Below are 16,308 nucleotides of genomic sequence, written 5' to 3'. Positions count from 1 at the left end.
GCTTGGGCCAATGACGCGCAAAAAAAGACGCGAGAACCCATCCGTGACGGCTCGACGACAGCAGTCGCCCGACCGACCAGCCCAGGTACATGGCGCACAATGACTTCTAAAAACAATCCCGCCACTGCGATATCCGATCTGACGCTGAGCCCCGCGGCGAACAGCCCCGCAACGTCGAAGCCATTGACGCCGTCGCGCCCGCTGGCGACTCAGCAATACCTGTATTTCACCGAGACCAACACGGACCGCATCCTCGATAACCTCGATGGCCTGCGTGACCTGGTGTTCCCGCGCCCGCCGCACCTGGAAGGCGACAACGAACAGCACAGCGATCAGGAATTCCCGTCGGTGTGCCTGATCGGCCTCGGTCGCTGCGGCTCGAACATTGCGCTGGACGTCGCGGAGCTGGTGTACAACGCCCGCAAGTTCTACCTCAATGAATTCAACAACGAAGACCGCCTGTCGCCGGACAAACGCTATGCCGAAAAGGGCTACAGCCCGGCGCAGTGGATTCGCAATAACCTGCGCCTGGGGACGAACAAGGCCACCAAACCGGTGTTCCTGGTCGAGCCGCTGGTGATGCTCGGCGACTTGGACAAAGACATCGCCGGTCGCATCCGCTTCTCGCGCAAAGGCGAAAAAAGCGGCTTCCTGCGCGACTACAGCAAAATGAAAATCATGGACTTGTCGGAAGTCCACGCCGGTGGTGCCGGTAACGCGCCGATCCTCGGTCAGTACCTGGCCAAGATCATCCTGAACAAGGACACCCAGCGTTTTTCCAGCCCGGACTGGAAGATGATTCACTCGTACCTGATCGATAGCTGCGGCATCAAGGCCAACCAGTCGCGCCTGTATTTCTCGATCTTCAGCGCCGGCGGCGGTACCGGTTCGGGCATGGCCTCGGAATTCGGCCTGGCCCAGCAGCACTCGTACATGAACAAGACGTTCGACACCAAGCCGATGGACGAGCATGACGGCAAGAGCGGTCACTCCTTCGTCTTCGAGCCGATCTTCACCAGCGGCATTTGCGTACTGCCGAACATTTCCGATCACCGCAGTGAAATGTCCGAGGCGCTGCACATCAACGCCGGTCGCCTGCTGTGCAAATACCTGTCGGAAGAGTGGGACTTCTCCTACAACTTCGCCAATGAAGACAGCAGCGAAGCCAGCGTCATGGGCCGTATCCGCCCATGGAACGCCATGATGCTGATCTCCAACGACATCATGCGTTATGCCGAAGAAAGCGATGACGGCAACATCCAGAACATCGACGTCAACGCGATGGAAAAGCACGCCAACCAGTACATCTCGCAGCAGATCTTCAACATTCTGACGGCGCAGGCGGTCACGACCGACTACGACCAGAATTATTTCCGTCGCGCCGGCATCGACATCGGCGAAACCATTCGCCTCGACGCCAACGACCTGTTCATGAGTCTGGCCGGTCCGGTGGCGATTGCCTACGCCGAATCGGTGGTGCCGGAAACGCCGCCGCCGAGCAGCGACAAGTTCAAGGTGTTCGAGAAAGAACCGCAGCGCCTGAACATCGATGACCTGTTCTTCCGCTCCATCGACCTGCCACACTTCAACAAGGTCACACAGGCCATCGAAGGCATCAGCTTGTTGCCGATCGAATCCAAGCGCTATCGGGCGTCGCTGGAGCAGTACAAGAATTCCGGTTATGACGCGGCCGCGTTGCACGACCTGCACTTCTTCAAGAACTGCTCGTCGGTGGTCTCGATCGTGTCGTTGCCGAAGGACTACAAACTGTCCTACATGGACCTGAACCGGTTGAAGACTCACCTCAACAGCCTGTTCCCGAACACCACGCTCAAGCGTTATGCCCTGGTGATCGGCGCGTCGGCCAACTTGTCGTTGACCACGTTGATCGCCAAGAGCCCGTGCCTGTCGGACGACTTCCTGACGCTGATCGTCGCGTTCATCAAGCGCTGCTTCGCGAAGAACCCGTACCGTTTCGACGACACGCTGGATAACTCGATCCTGGACTTCATCATCAATGAAGAGTTTGACGAAGGCCTGATCGACGACTTGCTCAACGAGTTCGAAAACCCGGCGAAGATTCTCGATACCAACTGGTATGCGATCAAACCGATGTACGAGAAAAAGTACCGTGAGCTGATCAGCGACAAGGACAAGTTCGTCTCGATCAATGACATTCGCCTGTCGCGCGATTGCGTGAAGAAGGCGATCAAGTACCTGCGCGAGATCTACCGTCACCGGATTGGCAAGACCAAGGTTATTTCCCTCAATAACCATACTGGCAAGACGTTTTCGGTCTGATCCGACACCGCAGCGTCGCATTCGCGGGCAAGCCCGCGAATGCGGCCTCACATCCACCGCAAATTCCAACATCCAGAAACAATTAAGCAGCCCGCAGGTTGCTCAATAAACTGTTCCCGTTACGTTTACGTCACCCTCGCCAAGACCCTTCTGTGGCCTTTCTCTACGGCAACATGCCATCACGCTACTCGGCTACACACTTTTATCGATGGAACTCTCGCACTAATTAGGTGCATAGATTCACTTCGTCGCCCTTTCCTGGATCAGAATCCACGGCGAAACCACCACTGCCCACAACTCCGGATCACGTTCGAAAAGATCCAGCGCCCGCGTTTCAGACAGCTTGGCGACCTCGTCGGCGGCCAGCCAGGCAGCCACTTTCTCGCCTTCGTCCGTCGCCACCGCTTCCGCCGCAGCGATCAAATCCAGACCAGGATCGACCCACAATAGGGCACCCTTGGCGAAGAACGGCTCCAGCTCTTTCCAGGTAATAGATGCGGTTTCACCAAGCAGCTTGGCATAGAGGGTGCTAGGTTCTTGAGTCATGGGTCCTGTCCGGAAAAGAAATCGACGTGGATGATAACGTCGGTGGTCTGGCAGAAAAACCCGGATGCAATTGAGTTACCGATTGAAAACTGCAGGAAAGCCAAGGATTGCTGATATTTCAGCTGAAGCCCCCGCCGCAATTCTGTCTTTTTCTTTCAAAAAAGCGACACCTCCTGATTTTGCCCCCTGGCGCCAGCTTCCCAGGCTAACAATCGGCGCTCTACACTGTACCGGTACAGTTGCCGGGGGCATTTTCCGGAGGATATCGAAGATATCTGACCCGGTTCTGCTGCTACGGCGCCAGGACTATAAAAACTACAACAGTAAGAGTGGAGCACTATGACTAAGGCTACTAAGCAGATTTCCAAACTGTTTGCCGCTATGGTTCTGGCCGGGGTTGCCAGCCATTCGTTCGCAGCTGACACCATCAAGATCGGCATCGCCGGCCCTAAGACCGGTCCTGTAGCCCAATACGGCGACATGCAGTTCAGTGGCGCCAAAATGGCCATCGAACAGATCAACGCCAAGGGTGGCGTAGACGGCAAGAAACTCGAAGCCGTTGAATACGATGACGCCTGTGATCCAAAACAAGCGGTGGCTGTCGCGAACAAAGTCGTCAACGACGGCGTGAAGTTCGTGGTCGGTCACCTGTGCTCCAGCTCCACTCAACCGGCTTCGGACATCTACGAAGACGAAGGCGTGATCATGATCACCCCGGCTGCCACCAGCCCGGACATCACCAATCGCGGTTACAAAATGATCTTCCGTACTATCGGTCTGGACAGCGCCCAGGGCCCTGCCGCCGGTAACTACATTGCCGACTTCGTGAAACCGAAAATCGTTGCTGTTCTGCACGACAAACAGCAATACGGTGAAGGCATCGCCAGCGCCGTGAAGAAAACCCTGGAAGGCAAAGGCGTCAAGGTTGCCGTGTTCGAAGGCATCAACGCCGGCGACAAAGACTTCTCTTCGATGGTCTCCAAGCTCAAGCAAGCCAACGTCGACTTCGTCTACTACGGCGGCTACCACCCGGAGCTGGGCCTGATCCTGCGTCAATCCCAGGAAAAAGGCCTGAAAGCCAAGTTCATGGGTCCGGAAGGCGTGGGTAACGACTCCATTTCGCAGATCGCCAAGGAAGCTTCCGAAGGCCTGCTGGTAACCCTGCCGAAATCCTTCGATCAGGATCCTGCCAACATCGCCCTGGCTGATGCGTTCAAAGCGAAGAAAGAAGACCCGAGCGGTCCGTTCGTGTTCCCGGCCTACTCGGCTGTGACCGTGATTGCTGACGGCATCAAGGCTGCCAAGAGCGAAGACTCTGCCAAAGTGGCTGAAGCTATCCACGCCGGCACGTTCAAGACCCCGACTGGCGACCTGAGCTTCGACGCCAAGGGCGACCTGAAAGACTTCAAATTTGTGGTTTACGAGTGGCACTTCGGCAAACCAAAAACTGAAGCCAAGCCTCAGTAAGGCGTTGCCTGACTGACTGCCAATAAAGCCCACGGCGTGCCGTGGGCTTTGTTTTACGAACGTATTGGGCCGCGCTGGCGTGATCCGCCAGTCTCCCCACCTGAAAATCTCAAAACCGTCATCAGCGGTTCGCTGGCAAACCTCGCGTTCGAAGTGGATGCAGATCCACGGGGCTCGAGCGGGAAAATGACTCCACCAGTGAAATGCGTATCAGGTTTTTAGGAGCGCTGTAATGCCTGACATCTATCACTTCTTCCAACAGCTGGTTAATGGTCTGACCATTGGCAGCACGTATGCCCTGATCGCCATCGGCTATACGATGGTTTACGGCATCATTGGAATGATCAACTTCGCCCACGGCGAGGTGTACATGATCGGCTCTTACGTGGCGTTCATCGCCATCGCCGGGCTGGCCATGCTGGGACTCGACAGTGTTCCGCTGTTGATGACCGCCGCTTTCCTCGCGACCATTGTCGTGACCAGTGCCTACGGTTACAGCATCGAACGGATCGCCTACCGCCCCCTGCGCGGCAGCAACCGTCTGATCCCGCTGATTTCCGCCATCGGCATGTCGATCTTCCTGCAGAACACGGTTCTGCTGGCGCAAGACTCCAAGGACAAATCCATCCCCAACCTGATCCCCGGCAACTTCGCCATCGGGCCAGGTGGCGCACACGAAGTGCTGATTTCCTACATGCAAATCGTGGTGTTCGTGGTGACCCTGGTCGCCATGCTCGGCCTGACGCTGTTCATCTCCCGCTCTCGCCTGGGTCGCGCCTGCCGCGCCTGTGCCGAAGACATCAAGATGGCCAACCTGCTGGGTATCAACACCAACAACATCATCGCCCTGACCTTCGTCATCGGTGCCGCGCTGGCGGCCATCGCGGCCGTGCTGCTGAGCATGCAATACGGCGTGATCAACCCGAACGCCGGTTTCCTGGTCGGCCTCAAGGCCTTCACCGCAGCGGTACTGGGCGGAATCGGCAGCATCCCCGGCGCCATGCTCGGCGGGATCGTGCTTGGGGTGGCGGAAGCCTTTGGTGCCGATATCTTCGGCGACCAGTACAAGGACGTCGTGGCGTTCGGCCTATTGGTTCTGGTGTTGTTGTTCCGGCCAACCGGCCTGTTGGGCCGTCCGGAGGTTGAGAAAGTATGACTAGGAATCTTAAACAGGCGTTGTTCAGCGCCTTGCTGGTGTGGGCTGTCGCCTACCCGGTACTCGGTCTGAAGCTGACCATTGTCGGCATCAACCTCGAAGTCCATGGCACCAGCACTGCCACGCTGATCACCATCGCCGTGTGCTCGGTGCTGATGTTCCTGCGGGTGCTGTTCGACCAGCAGATCAGCTCGGCCTGGAAATCCTCGCCCAACCTGCCGGTGATGCCGGCCAAGGCCAGTAATTTCCTGACCCTGCCGACCACCCAGCGCTGGATCATCATCGCGCTGATCGTCGGTGCGCTGGTCTGGCCGTTCTTCGGCTCCCGCGGGGCGGTGGATATCGCCACGCTGGTGCTGATCTACGTGATGCTCGGCCTGGGCCTGAACATCGTGGTCGGCCTGGCCGGTCTGCTCGACCTCGGTTACGTCGGTTTCTATGCCGTCGGCGCTTACAGCTACGCGCTGCTGTCGCATTACTACGGCTTGAGCTTCTGGATCTGCCTGCCGATTGCCGGCCTGATGGCGGCCACGTTCGGTTTCCTGCTCGGTTTCCCGGTCCTGCGTTTGCGCGGCGACTATCTGGCGATCGTGACCCTGGGCTTCGGTGAAATCATCCGTCTGTTCCTGCGTAACCTGACCGACATCACTGGTGGCCCAAACGGCATCAGCAACATCGAGAAGCCCACGTTCTTCGGCCTGACTTTCGAGCGTAAAGCGGCTGAAGGCCTGCAGACGTTCCATGAGTACTTCGGCCTGGAATACAACTCGATCAACAAGGTGATCTTTCTTTACCTGGTCGCGTTGTTCCTCGCACTGTTTGCGCTGTTCGTCATCAACCGCTTGCTGCGCATGCCCCTGGGCCGCGCCTGGGAAGCGTTGCGTGAAGATGAGATCGCCTGCCGTGCACTGGGTCTGAACCCGACGATCATCAAGCTATCGGCCTTCACCCTCGGTGCGTGCTTCGCCGGTTTCGCCGGCAGCTTCTTCGCCGCGCGTCAGGGCCTGGTGACACCGGAGTCCTTCACCTTCATCGAGTCGGCGACCATCCTCGCCATCGTGGTGCTGGGTGGCATGGGCTCGCAACTGGGCGTCGTACTCGCCGCCACAGTGATGATCCTGTTGCCGGAAATGATGCGTGAGTTCAGTGAATACCGCATGTTGATGTTCGGCGCCTTGATGGTGCTGATGATGATCTGGCGTCCTCAAGGTCTGCTGCCCATGCAACGTCCTCACATGGAGCTGCGCAAATGAGCCGCGAGATTCTTAAAGTAGACAATCTGAGCATGCGCTTCGGCGGCTTGCTGGCGGTCAACGGCGTAGCCTTGAGCGTGAAAGAGAAACAGGTCGTGGCACTGATCGGCCCCAACGGCGCCGGCAAAACCACCGTGTTCAACTGCCTGACCGGTTTCTACAAACCGAGCGGTGGCAGCATCCTGCTGGACGGCGAGCCGATCGAAGGCCTGCCCGGCCACAAGATCGCCCTCAAAGGCGTGGTGCGAACCTTCCAGAACGTGCGCCTGTTCAAGGACATGACCGCGGTCGAGAACCTCTTGATCGCCCAGCACCGTCACCTGAACACCAACTTCCTGGCGGGCCTGTTCAAGACCCCGGGCTTCCGCAAAAGCGAACGCGAAGCCATGGAGTTCGCCGAGTACTGGCTGGACAAGGTCAACCTCAAGGCATTCGCCAACCGTCCGGCCGGCACCCTGGCCTACGGTCAGCAACGTCGCCTGGAAATCGCTCGTTGCATGATGACCCGCCCGCGGATCCTCATGCTCGACGAACCGGCTGCCGGCCTGAATCCGAAGGAAACCGAGGACCTCAAGGCGCTGATCAGCATGTTGCGTGAAGAGCACAACGTCACCGTGCTGCTGATCGAACACGACATGAAACTGGTCATGAGCATTTCCGACCACATCGTCGTGATCAACCAGGGCACGCCTCTGGCCGACGGTACGCCGGAACAGATCCGCGACAATCCTGAAGTGATCAAAGCCTACCTGGGGGAAGCGTAAATGCTGCAATTCGAAAACGTTTCCACCTTCTACGGCAAGATCCAGGCGCTGCACAGCGTCAACGTCGAAGTCCGTCAGGGCGAGATCGTGACACTGATTGGTGCCAACGGCGCCGGCAAGTCAACCCTGCTGATGACCCTCTGCGGTTCGCCGCAAGCCCACAGCGGCAGCATCCGCTACATGGGCGAAGAGCTCGTCGGTCAGAGCTCGTCGCAGATCATGCGCAAGAGCATCGCTGTCGTGCCGGAAGGTCGTCGGGTGTTTGCTCGCCTGACCGTGGAAGAAAACCTCTCCATGGGTGGTTTCTTCACCGAAAAGGGCGATTACCAGGAACAGATGGACAAGGTGTTGGGACTTTTCCCACGCTTGAAAGAACGCTTCAACCAGCGCGGCGGCACCATGTCCGGCGGCGAACAGCAAATGCTCGCCATCGGCCGTGCGCTGATGAGCAAGCCCAAGCTGTTGCTGCTTGACGAGCCATCGCTGGGCCTGGCACCGATCATCATCCAGCAGATCTTCGACATCATCGAGCAACTGCGCAAGGACGGTGTGACGGTGTTTCTGGTAGAGCAGAACGCCAACCAGGCGCTGAAAATCGCTGACCGTGCGTATGTGCTGGAAAACGGCCGGGTGGTGATGCAAGGCACTGGAGAAGCGCTGCTGACCGACCCGAAAGTACGCGAAGCGTACCTCGGTGGTTGAGCCCTCGCGGTAAACAAAAAAACGGCCTTCGGGCCGTTTTTTTGTGCCTGCCCCAATCCCCCAGACAACGAAAATCCCCTGTAGGAGCCGGCTTGCTGGCGATAGCGGTGGATCAGTCAACATCGTATTCGAATGTTGTACCGCTATCGCCAGCAAGCCGGCTCCTACAAGGACTGTGTGATGGCTTACAACCGGTCCAGCGCCTCCCCACTGCGCTTGAACCAGCCAATCAAATAATCCGCCAGCACCTGCGTGCGCTTGGGCAACCCACCTTGATACGGATGCACCAGGTACATCGGCATGCGACGTGTCTGATAATCGCGCAGGAGCCAGCGCAAACGCCCGTCAGCCAATTCCGTTTGCAGCAGGTAGGACGGCAACCGCGCAATACCCGCGCCACCCAATGCGGCTTTTTTCAATAGGCTGTAATAATTGCTGGCGAACGGTCCCGACACACGCACCCGCAATAACTCGTGTTGCTGGTGATAAAGCCATTCTTCACGGCCGCTGTAGTGACTGTTGAGTAAACACTGATGTTCGGCGAGTGCCTGTGGCGTCAGCGGCTCGCCGTGCTGCTCAAGGTAAGCCGGGCTGGCGCAGGTCAGCTCATGCCAGGCCAACAGGGGTCGTGCGACCAGGCGCTCGTCGTTGCCCACTTCGGAACGCACTGCCAGATCAAAACCGTCGCGAGACAAATCACGATAGTTGTTGTCGAGGTCGAGTTCGATCTGCACTTCAGGGTACTGCTGGGAAAACTCCAGCAACAAGCCATCGAAGAAAGTTTCCCCCAACGAGACCGGAACCGTCATACGCACCGGCCCGGCCATGTCGTCCTTCAACCGAGCCAATGCCTGACGCGCCCTTTCCACTTGTACAACTAACGCCTGGGCTTGCGGCAACAGCGCCGCCCCCGCCGCCGTCAGGCTCAAGCGGCGCGTGGTGCGTTGCAACAACACCACGGAAAACCGCGTCTCGAGCAGGCTGATGCGCTTGGACAACTGCCCTTTGCTGCAACCCAATTGCTGCGCAGCCAAAGTGAAACTGCCCGCTTCGATCAATACCGCAAACGCCGCCAGATCATCCATCTCGCTCATGGACTGTTTCCATTTGAAAACCAAAGGTTGCCTATTAGCGCGCTTATCTACAGAAAAAACCACTCTAGACTGAAGCCACTTTCAACACACACGAGGTTCAACAGCATGAAAGTTCTTTTGATAGGCGCAGGCGGCACCATCGGTTCGGCGATCGACAAGGAATTGTCCGAGCGTCACGAGATCATTCGCATCGGCCGCAACAGCGGCGATTTCCATGTGGATATCAGCGACAGCGCCTCGATCCGCAAGCTGTTCGAACAGACCGGCAAGTTCGATGCGCTGGTCTGCGCCGCGGGCAACGTGACCTTCGCACCGCTCAATGAAATGACCGAAGACAGTTTCGCTCTGGGCTTGAAAGACAAGCTGATGGGCCAGGTCAATCTGCTGCTGATCGGCCGCGAATTTGCCAACGATGGCGCATCGTTCACCTTCACCACTGGCGTACTCAGCCACGACCCGATCCGCAGCGGCGCCTCGGCAGCACTGGTCAACGGAGCCATCGACAGCTTCGTGCGTGCCGCGGCGATCGAACTGCCACGCGGCCTGCGGGTGAACTCGGTGAGCCCGAATGTCCTGGTTGAAGCCATGGGCAAATACGCGCCGTACTTCCGCGGTTACAAGCCGGTTCCGGCCGCCGATGTGGCATTGGCCTACGCCAAAAGCGTGGAAGGCCTGCAAACAGGTCAGACCTTTCACGTCGGCTGAACAACACTATTTGTAGGAGCCGGCTTGCTCGCGATCGCCTCACCGCGATGCACCTGAAGACCGCGGTGAGGCGATCGCCAGCAAGCCGGCTCCTACAAGGTTGATCGCGGGGTTGTGATGAACGGTCAGGCTGAGTAACGTGGCGGCACTTGTCTGGAGAGCCAAAGATGCGTGTTGCCCGTTCCTTAGTCCTTGTTGCCCTGCTTCCACTGTTCGCCGCCTGTCAGTTGCTGGATGGCCCGCGTGAAAGTGCTTCCCACGTGGGCCAGACCCGAATGCAGGGCCAGCTGACGGCGGCCGACGGCAAGCTGTTGTTCCAGCCGTGCAATGAGCAGCGCAGTTTCGTGGTCAACGACACCGGCGGCACCAGCGTCCTGCAGGAGGCCGCGACCCTCGCCGATGCCCAGGGCAAACTATTCGCCGACGTGCGCGGGCGGATCGTCGACAGCCGCCTCGACCTGGAACAGCTGTACCGCGTCGAACGCTCGGGCACCGCCTGCGGCGATCCGAATTTCAAACTGCTGATCCTGCGTGCCGCCGGTCACGGCCCGGAGTGGAACGTGAAAGTCAGCGGCAAAGGCATGGTCATCGACCGTGCGGGTCAACCCCCATTGGCCGTGCCTTATGTTGAAGAACAACTGGGTGATGGCCGCTTCGACCTCAGCACCGAAGCCAACAACCAGCACATCGAACTGTGGGTCGCACCGCAGCGTTGCGTCGACAGCAGCACCGGCAGTGTTCAGCACATGAGCGCCGAATTGCGCATCGATGGCCAGGTTCAACGTGGCTGCGGGTATTTCGGCGGATCGCGCGACGACTGATCGTTTAAGCCTCACGGGATTCGTTCTTTGAGGCTTATAATCGCGGGCTTCAAACGCCTTGGCGCAGTTGTGCGCCCCGCGAACCGGATCCTGTCATGTTACGAATCACCGAACTCAAGCTGCCGATCGACCATCCCGAAGAAGACCTGCGCCCTGCCATCGTGCAGCGCCTGGGCATCGCCAGTGATGACCTGCTCGATTTCACCTTGTTCAAGCGCAGCTACGATGCGCGCAAAAAGTCCTCCGAACTGTGCTTCATCTACACCATCGACCTCACTGCGAAGGACGAGGCCGCACTGCTGCACAAGTTCGCCGACGACCGCAACGTCAACGTAGCGCCGGATGTCAGCTACAAAGTGGTCGGCCAGGCGCCGGCCGATCTGCAGCAACGCCCGGTCGTGGTCGGTTTCGGCCCGTGCGGGATTTTCGCCGGGCTGCTGCTGGCGCAGATGGGCTTCAAGCCGATCATCCTCGAACGCGGCACCGAAGTGCGCCAGCGCACCAAGGACACCTGGGGCCTGTGGCGTAAAAGCGTGCTCAACCCCGAGTCCAACGTGCAATTTGGTGAAGGCGGCGCGGGGACGTTCTCCGACGGCAAGCTCTACAGCCAGATCAAAGACCCGAAATTCATCGGTCGCAAAGTCCTGCATGAATTCGTCAAAGCCGGTGCGCCGGAAGAAATCCTCTACGTCAGCAAACCGCACATCGGTACGTTCCGGCTCACCGGCGTTGTGGAAAACATGCGTGAACAGATTCGCGCCCTGGGCGGCGAAGTACGCTTCCAGCAGCGCGTCACCGACGTATTGATCGAGGACGGCCAACTGGTCGGCGTCGAACTCAACGGCGGCGAGCAGATCCATTCGAAACACGTGATTCTGGCCCTCGGCCACAGCGCCCGGGACACCTTCCGCATGCTCCACGGTCGTGGCGTGTTCATGGAAGCCAAGCCGTTCTCGGTGGGTTTCCGTATCGAACACCCGCAGTCTCTGATCGACCGCGCGCGCCTGGGCAAATACGCCGGCCACCCGAAACTGGGTGCCGCCGACTACAAACTGGTGCACCACGCCAAGAACGGCCGCTCGGTCTACAGCTTCTGCATGTGCCCGGGCGGCACCGTGGTAGCGGCGACGTCCGAGCCGAATCGCGTCGTGACCAACGGCATGAGCCAGTACTCGCGTAACGAACGCAACGCCAACTCCGGGATCGTCGTCGGCATCACCCCGGAAATCGATTATCCGGGCGGCCCGCTGGCCGGTATCGAGTTGCAGGAACGCCTGGAATCCCACGCCTTTGTGCTGGGCGGCAGCAACTATGAAGCGCCGGCGCAACTGGTTGGCGATTTCATCGCAGGCAAACCGTCCACTGAGCTGGGCAGCGTTGAGCCGTCCTACAAGCCAGGTGTTGCGCTGGGTGATCTGGCGCTGGCCTTGCCGGCATTCGCCATCGAAGCCATTCGCGAAGCCTTGCCGGCGTTCGAGAAGCAGATTCGTGGCTACTCGCTGCATGACGCGGTGTTGACCGGGATCGAAACGCGTACATCCTCGCCGCTGCGGATTACCCGTAACGAATCGATGCAGAGTTTGAACGTGAAAGGCTTGTTCCCGGCGGGTGAAGGCGCCGGTTATGCGGGCGGGATTCTGTCGGCGGGTGTGGACGGGATTCGCATCGCCGAAGCCGTTGCTCGCGACATCCTCGGCCTGCAAGCCTGATCCGAAACCTACATACCCTGTAGGAGCCGGCTTGCTGGCGATGAACGATAACGCGATCTGTCTGGCAAACCGCGTTTCCGTTCATCGCCAGCAAGCCGGCTCCTACAAGGTTCGTGTTGGCCGTCAGATGTTGGCGCGCAGCACGGTCGCCGGCAACGGCTCCCCACGCTCGACACTCGCCGCCACGACATCCATCAACCCACTCAACTGATACCCCTGCGCCTTGAGCCAGGCCTGATCGTAATAACTGGTCTCATAGCGCTCGCCGCCATCGCACAGAATCGCCACGATCGACCCCGTTTCCCCCGTTGCCACCATCTGATGCGCCGCCATCAAGGCCCCGATCAGGTTGGTCCCGCTCGACCCGCCCACACGCCGCCCCAAGCGTTGCGCCAGGTAATGCATGGCCGCCAGTGACAGATCGTCCGGCACCTTGACCATCGCATCGATCACCTTCGGCAGGAACGATGCCTCGACCCGTGGCCGACCGATGCCTTCGATCCGCGAACCGTGATCCAGGCGCAGGCTGGCATCGCCGGTCAGGTAGTAATCGAAAAACACCGAACGCTCGGCATCGGCACACAGCACCCGGGTGCAATGCTGGCGATAACGCACATAACGGCCGAGGGTCGCGGTGGTACCGCCGGTGCCGGGGCTGGAAATCAGCCAGCTCGGCTCGGGGTGCTGCTCGAAGCGCATCTGATGGAAGATCGATTCGGCAATGTTGTTGTTCGCCCGCCAGTCGGTGGCGCGCTCGGCGTAGGTGAACTGATCGATGAAGTGCCCGTCGTGCTCGCGCGCCAGGCGCTCGGACTCGGCGTAGATCTGCGTCGGATCGTCCACCAGATGGCTCTTGCCGCCATAGAAAGCGATCTGCGCAATCTTCTCTTTTGAGGTGGTGGCCGGCATCACCGCAATAAACGGCAGGCCGAGCAAACGGGCGAAATACGCCTCGGAAATCGCCGTCGAACCGCTGGACGCTTCGATCACCGGCGCGCCGGGTTTGAGCCAGCCGTTACACAATGCGTAGAGGAACAACGAACGCGCCAGACGATGTTTCAGGCTGCCGGTGGGATGGCTCGACTCATCTTTGAAATACAACTCGATGCCCAGCAAACCCGGCAGGGGTAGCGGGATGAGGTGGGTGTCGGCGCTGCGCTGGAAGTCGGCTTCGATGATGCGGATGGCTTCGCGGGCCCACTGTCGATTGTCGCTCATGGTGGTTTTCTCGTTGAGTCGGCCTTGTCGCAAGGCTCAGCCCTGAAGCTTAGGAAAAATCCGACATCGCGCACAGATACAGCTGAGCTTCAATACGTCCGGCAACTGCTAGGCTCAGGTCCGTGCCCACCTTTCGGCTGTAACGGCATATAACAAAAAAGAATATAACTTTTGTTTTAACAACCAACGGTACGGGTTAGGGTGTGCCACCTTTTTGATAATTCGATGGAGAGCGACCTTGCCTCTGCGTAGCACTTTCACGCGTTTCTTTCAGTTGGAAGCTGCCAGCGGTCTGTTGTTGATCGCCGCTGCAGCCCTGGCCCTGATCATTAACAACTCATCGTTGTCGTGGCTCTACAACGGTCTGCTGGACACCCCCGTGGTCGCCCAGATCGGCGCACTTAAAATCGCCAAGCCGCTGCTGCTGTGGATCAACGACGGGCTGATGGCGCTGTTCTTCCTGCTGATCGGCCTGGAAGTGAAGCGCGAAGTCCTCGATGGTCAGCTGTCGAAACCGTCGCAGATCGTACTGCCGGGCGCGGCCGCGATTGGCGGCATGGTCGTGCCGGCGCTGCTCTACTGGTTCCTGAACCGCGATAACCCGGCAGCCCTGGCTGGCTGGGCCATACCGATGGCCACCGACATCGCCTTCGCCCTCGGTGTCCTTGCCCTGCTGGGCAAGCGTGTGCCGGTGTCGCTGAAGCTGTTCCTGATGACCCTGGCGATCATCGACGACTTGGGCGCCATCATCGTCATCGCAATCTTCTATTCCGGCACCCTGTCGACCCTGTCCCTGGCGCTCGCGGCGGCCTGCATCGTGGCGCTGATCGCGATGAACCGGCTTGGCGTGGTCAAGCTTGGACCGTACATGATCATCGGTCTGATCCTCTGGGTGTGCGTGCTCAAGAGTGGTGTCCATGCAACGCTGGCCGGCGTAACCCTGGCTTTCTGCATCCCGCTGCGCACGAAAAACGCCGAGCCTTCGCCGCTGCTGACCCTGGAACATGCCCTGCACCCGTGGGTGGCCTACGGCATCCTGCCGCTGTTCGCCTTCGCCAACGCCGGCCTGTCCCTGAGCGGCGTGACCGTCGAAAGCTTCACCCACCACGTGCCAATGGGCATCGCCGTCGGCCTGCTGCTGGGCAAGACCCTCGGCGTGTTCGGCCTGACCTGGCTGGCGGTGAAAATCGGCATCGCCGCCCTGCCCCAAGGCGCCAATTGGGGCCAGGTGCTGGGCGTCGCGATACTCTGCGGGATCGGCTTCACCATGAGCCTGTTTGTCGGCTCCCTGGCGTTTGTGCCGGGCGCCAGTGAGTACGCCGGGATGGACCGGATGGGGATTCTGACCGGTTCGATATTGGCGGCGTTGATCGGTTATGCGGTGACGGCGGCGGCGAGTCGCAAGAACGCCGCGCTGCAATCCTGATCGATAGAGAACACTCTTAGCGTCATCCAGGATTCGTCCTACAGCCACAATTAGCCTCGTTCGTTAACGTCGCGCAGCCCCTCTTTCGGGGGTTGCCGATGGACGAGCGAAAGGACAATCAGTGGCTGGCAAAAAGGACATTCCCCGGGTTCAAAACCCACCATCAGGCGACGGGCATCACGTCACCCACCGCTACATGACGGCCACCGAACTGGCCGAGCGCGATGCCAGGCAAAACGCTTACGACGCCATGCTCGCCAGACAGCAGATCTTCGAAGACAGCCTGCAAGTCGCTGCGAAAAAGGACGACGTTGTCCGCGCTGGATGTGTGTTCGCCAAGTCCTGCAAGCTGCCCGATGCAATCATCGATTACACGAATCCCTCCGGCGTTGTTCCGACTGACAGCCTGGAAGATTACGGCGAGCTGGTTCTGCTCGGCGCTCGCGAGGCCGATGAAAGCGGTGTCGTGCCGCTCAAGAAAATCAGTAGCACTGCGATTCCGGCTGGTTTCGGCAGCCTTGCGCTAGCCGGCTCAGCGTTCGCCGCACTGCCCGCCGTCGCCGCCAGCACCGCTACTGCCACCTTGGCAGGCTTGCTGGCCCTGATCATACCGTCGAGCCTTGGCGATAGCTCGCTCTACACCGAAGATCAACTGCGATCCCTCAAACAGGCCCGCACTCGCGTTCGCCTGCGGGTCGAGCAACAGGCTGACGGCAGTCTCAAGGGATATGGTTTCTACACCGGTAAAAACCGTGACTGGGAGATGGTCGATGTCGTGCAATTCACTTTGCGCGGCAGTCAGCAAGTGGCTGATCTTGGAGACGGCATCGAACTGATCTGGACACCGGCCGAGGACGGTTCAAACACCCTCGGCATCCCCGCCTTGGAAGCCGCACCACAAGCGCCGCACATCTGGGTTTACCCGCCGACCAAGGCGGCTGACAGCATTATCGTTAACCCGGTGTATCCGCCTGATTACAAGGATTTCATTCTTGTGTTTCCGGCGGACTCGGGTGTGTTGCCGGTTTATATTGTGGTGAGTGTTTCAGGAATGAACGAGCCCCATGAAAGACAGGACACCGTTTCCCCCTTACGATAAGGGATAGGCAAACGGTTATGTTTATGACTAATAGCAACGATAAGAGT

Annotated in this window: 13 protein-coding genes and 1 pseudogene; 11 read left to right on the top strand and 3 right to left on the bottom strand. The window is 59.2% G+C overall.

Annotated features, from left to right (window positions below; genetic code table 11):
• Positions 1 to 99: 99 nt before the first annotated feature.
• Positions 100 to 2,301, top strand: coding sequence for a hypothetical protein (locus tag FBY04_RS26345; RefSeq protein WP_084321762.1), 2,202 nt, complete (start codon positions 100 to 102; stop codon positions 2,299 to 2,301).
• Between the two features lie 240 nt (positions 2,302 to 2,541).
• Here FBY04_RS26345 and FBY04_RS26340 read toward each other — a convergent pair whose 3' ends face one another.
• Positions 2,542 to 2,847, bottom strand: coding sequence for a DUF2288 domain-containing protein (locus tag FBY04_RS26340; protein WP_084321763.1), 306 nt, complete (start codon positions 2,845 to 2,847; stop codon positions 2,542 to 2,544).
• Positions 2,848 to 3,186: 339 nt separating this feature from the next.
• Here FBY04_RS26340 and FBY04_RS26335 point away from each other — a divergent pair, with 339 nt between their 5' ends.
• The 5 genes from FBY04_RS26335 (at position 3,187) to FBY04_RS26315 (ending at position 8,189) form a co-directional block, all read left to right on the top strand.
• On the top strand, positions 3,187 to 4,314 hold the full coding sequence (locus FBY04_RS26335) for a branched-chain amino acid ABC transporter substrate-binding protein (RefSeq protein ID WP_084321764.1): 1,128 nt from the start codon (positions 3,187 to 3,189) through the stop codon (positions 4,312 to 4,314).
• A gap of 232 nt (positions 4,315 to 4,546) precedes the next feature.
• Positions 4,547 to 5,470: a high-affinity branched-chain amino acid ABC transporter permease LivH gene (gene livH, locus FBY04_RS26330; RefSeq protein WP_084321765.1), complete on the top strand. Its 924-nt coding sequence runs from the start codon at positions 4,547 to 4,549 to the stop codon at positions 5,468 to 5,470.
• Complete coding sequence (locus FBY04_RS26325) at positions 5,467 to 6,723, top strand: high-affinity branched-chain amino acid ABC transporter permease LivM (RefSeq protein ID WP_008034379.1); 1,257 nt, start codon at positions 5,467 to 5,469, stop codon at positions 6,721 to 6,723. Before livH ends, FBY04_RS26325 begins: the two co-directional genes overlap by 4 nt.
• The gene (gene livG, locus FBY04_RS26320) at positions 6,720 to 7,487 is read left to right on the top strand and encodes a high-affinity branched-chain amino acid ABC transporter ATP-binding protein LivG (RefSeq protein WP_048393925.1); all 768 of its coding nucleotides are present in this window, start codon (positions 6,720 to 6,722) and stop codon (positions 7,485 to 7,487) included. Before FBY04_RS26325 ends, livG begins: the two co-directional genes overlap by 4 nt.
• The gene (locus FBY04_RS26315) at positions 7,488 to 8,189 is read left to right on the top strand and encodes an ABC transporter ATP-binding protein (protein WP_008034381.1); all 702 of its coding nucleotides are present in this window, start codon (positions 7,488 to 7,490) and stop codon (positions 8,187 to 8,189) included. It abuts the gene before it with no gap.
• Between the two features lie 185 nt (positions 8,190 to 8,374).
• On the opposite strand, the gene FBY04_RS26310 is transcribed toward FBY04_RS26315, so the two are convergent.
• On the bottom strand, positions 8,375 to 9,283 hold the full coding sequence (locus tag FBY04_RS26310; RefSeq protein WP_084321766.1) for a LysR family transcriptional regulator: 909 nt from the start codon (positions 9,281 to 9,283) through the stop codon (positions 8,375 to 8,377).
• A gap of 105 nt (positions 9,284 to 9,388) precedes the next feature.
• Between FBY04_RS26310 and FBY04_RS26305 the strand changes: the two genes are divergently transcribed.
• The 3 genes from FBY04_RS26305 (at position 9,389) to FBY04_RS26295 (ending at position 12,518) form a co-directional block, all read left to right on the top strand.
• On the top strand, positions 9,389 to 9,988 hold the full coding sequence (locus tag FBY04_RS26305; RefSeq protein WP_145318023.1) for a short chain dehydrogenase: 600 nt from the start codon (positions 9,389 to 9,391) through the stop codon (positions 9,986 to 9,988).
• Positions 9,989 to 10,155: 167 nt separating this feature from the next.
• Positions 10,156 to 10,809, top strand: a complete 654-nt coding sequence (locus tag FBY04_RS26300; protein WP_145318020.1) for a COG3650 family protein — start codon at positions 10,156 to 10,158, stop codon at positions 10,807 to 10,809.
• 95 nt (positions 10,810 to 10,904) lie between these two features.
• Positions 10,905 to 12,518, top strand: a complete 1,614-nt coding sequence (locus FBY04_RS26295; protein ID WP_084321769.1) for an NAD(P)/FAD-dependent oxidoreductase — start codon at positions 10,905 to 10,907, stop codon at positions 12,516 to 12,518.
• Positions 12,519 to 12,641: 123 nt separating this feature from the next.
• Here FBY04_RS26295 and FBY04_RS26290 read toward each other — a convergent pair whose 3' ends face one another.
• On the bottom strand, positions 12,642 to 13,736 hold the full coding sequence (locus tag FBY04_RS26290) for a PLP-dependent cysteine synthase family protein (RefSeq protein WP_145318017.1): 1,095 nt from the start codon (positions 13,734 to 13,736) through the stop codon (positions 12,642 to 12,644).
• A gap of 238 nt (positions 13,737 to 13,974) precedes the next feature.
• Between FBY04_RS26290 and nhaA the strand changes: the two genes are divergently transcribed.
• On the top strand, positions 13,975 to 15,162 hold the full coding sequence (nhaA, locus tag FBY04_RS26285; protein ID WP_084321771.1) for a Na+/H+ antiporter NhaA: 1,188 nt from the start codon (positions 13,975 to 13,977) through the stop codon (positions 15,160 to 15,162).
• 121 nt (positions 15,163 to 15,283) lie between these two features.
• Positions 15,284 to 16,210 (top strand): annotated as a pseudogene (locus FBY04_RS26280) (S-type pyocin domain-containing protein); the annotation flags it as partial.
• Positions 16,211 to 16,308: the final 98 nt, after the last annotated feature.

It is taken from the genome of Pseudomonas sp. SJZ080 (genome assembly GCF_007828295.1).
GTDB classification, from domain to species: Bacteria; Pseudomonadota; Gammaproteobacteria; order Pseudomonadales; family Pseudomonadaceae; genus Aquipseudomonas; species Aquipseudomonas migulae_A.
Note: the sequence above shows the minus strand (reverse complement) of the source record. Positions and strands in the feature narration are given on the sequence as shown.